The following is an 871-nucleotide window of genomic DNA, read 5'->3' as shown; positions in this document are numbered from 1 at the left end:
CGCTGCCCGGGATGGAAGACTCCCACGCGCGGCAGCTTCTCCCCGTCGATGGTCTCCGGAAGAGCGATTACTTCCCGGATTACAAGCCGGGGATGTTTGTCGAATTGCCAGTCGACCTCGGATTCTTCGCCGAGAGTTGTCTGAATCGTGTTCAGAACCGTTCCGCATTGTTCGGAAACAAGACGTGCGGCCTCCTTGCCGGAAGCCGCACGCAGGGTAAAACAGCCGTTGAAGGTATAGCTGACCTTCAGTTTGAATTTTCGTCGCATAGTGTTTAAGAGTTATCGTTGTTGTTTTCAGACCATTCGTCGACTGTCGTCGCGTCATAGATGCCGTACCAGCGTATTTCAGCGTACGCCTGTCCTTCCCGGAGCAGGGGCTGCCGGGAGACGAACGTTCCGGTGAAGTTTGCCAAAGCCAGCGGAACGAGCCACTGGAAATCGCTGCCCCGACCGCCCATGACCTCGCACGAATGAAAATCGGCGGGAAGGGTTTCGGAATCGAGGCGACACATAGTGAAAAGAGCAGAGATGCCGTTGATCTCGGCCTCGCGGAAATCCCTGATATCCGCGAAAGGAATGGATGATTCGTATGCCATGATATGGAAATGACGCCGCCCGCTCGTTGCGGAGCAGGCGGCAGGTTATTAAAGAAAGATTCGGTGCCACGCTCCGCGCAGATAGACGTTACCTTCTACATAGAGCGTATATAAGTCCGCAGAGACAATCCGCAGGAACAGCGTTCCATCGTTGTGCAATTTCCCGATCTGACGCCGGAACGCCTCGGCGGGAAAGGGTTTGCACGAGATGAACCGTCCACGAACCTCTGCGTCCGAGGGGATGTATTCGTACAAGCGGTAATTGAGCGCCAG

General features: G+C 55.3%; 2 protein-coding genes and 1 pseudogene. All 3 read right to left on the bottom strand.

The features are described from left to right. Nucleotides 1–269, bottom strand: a pseudogene (locus QVP03_RS03135) (hypothetical protein); the annotation flags it as partial. Between the two features lie 5 nt (nucleotides 270–274). Further along, on the bottom strand, nucleotides 275–598 hold the full coding sequence (locus QVP03_RS03130) for an LPD28 domain-containing protein (RefSeq protein WP_256166616.1): 324 nt from the start codon (nucleotides 596–598) through the stop codon (nucleotides 275–277). 48 nt (nucleotides 599–646) lie between these two features. Continuing rightward, nucleotides 647–871: hypothetical protein (locus tag QVP03_RS03125; RefSeq protein ID WP_288210618.1), on the bottom strand; the 225-nt coding region annotated here is incomplete at its 5' end.

Source organism: Alistipes sp. CAG:29 (genome assembly GCF_000435435.1).
Lineage (GTDB): Bacteria > Bacteroidota > Bacteroidia > Bacteroidales > Rikenellaceae > Alistipes > Alistipes onderdonkii.
This window is presented reverse-complemented; position numbering and strand designations above follow the sequence as displayed.

Excerpts from the sequence above, each read along its gene's own strand:
- QVP03_RS03130 (WP_256166616.1), bottom strand. The coding sequence starts at position 598 with ATGGCATACGAATCATCCATTCCTTTCGCGGATATCAGGGATTTCCGC.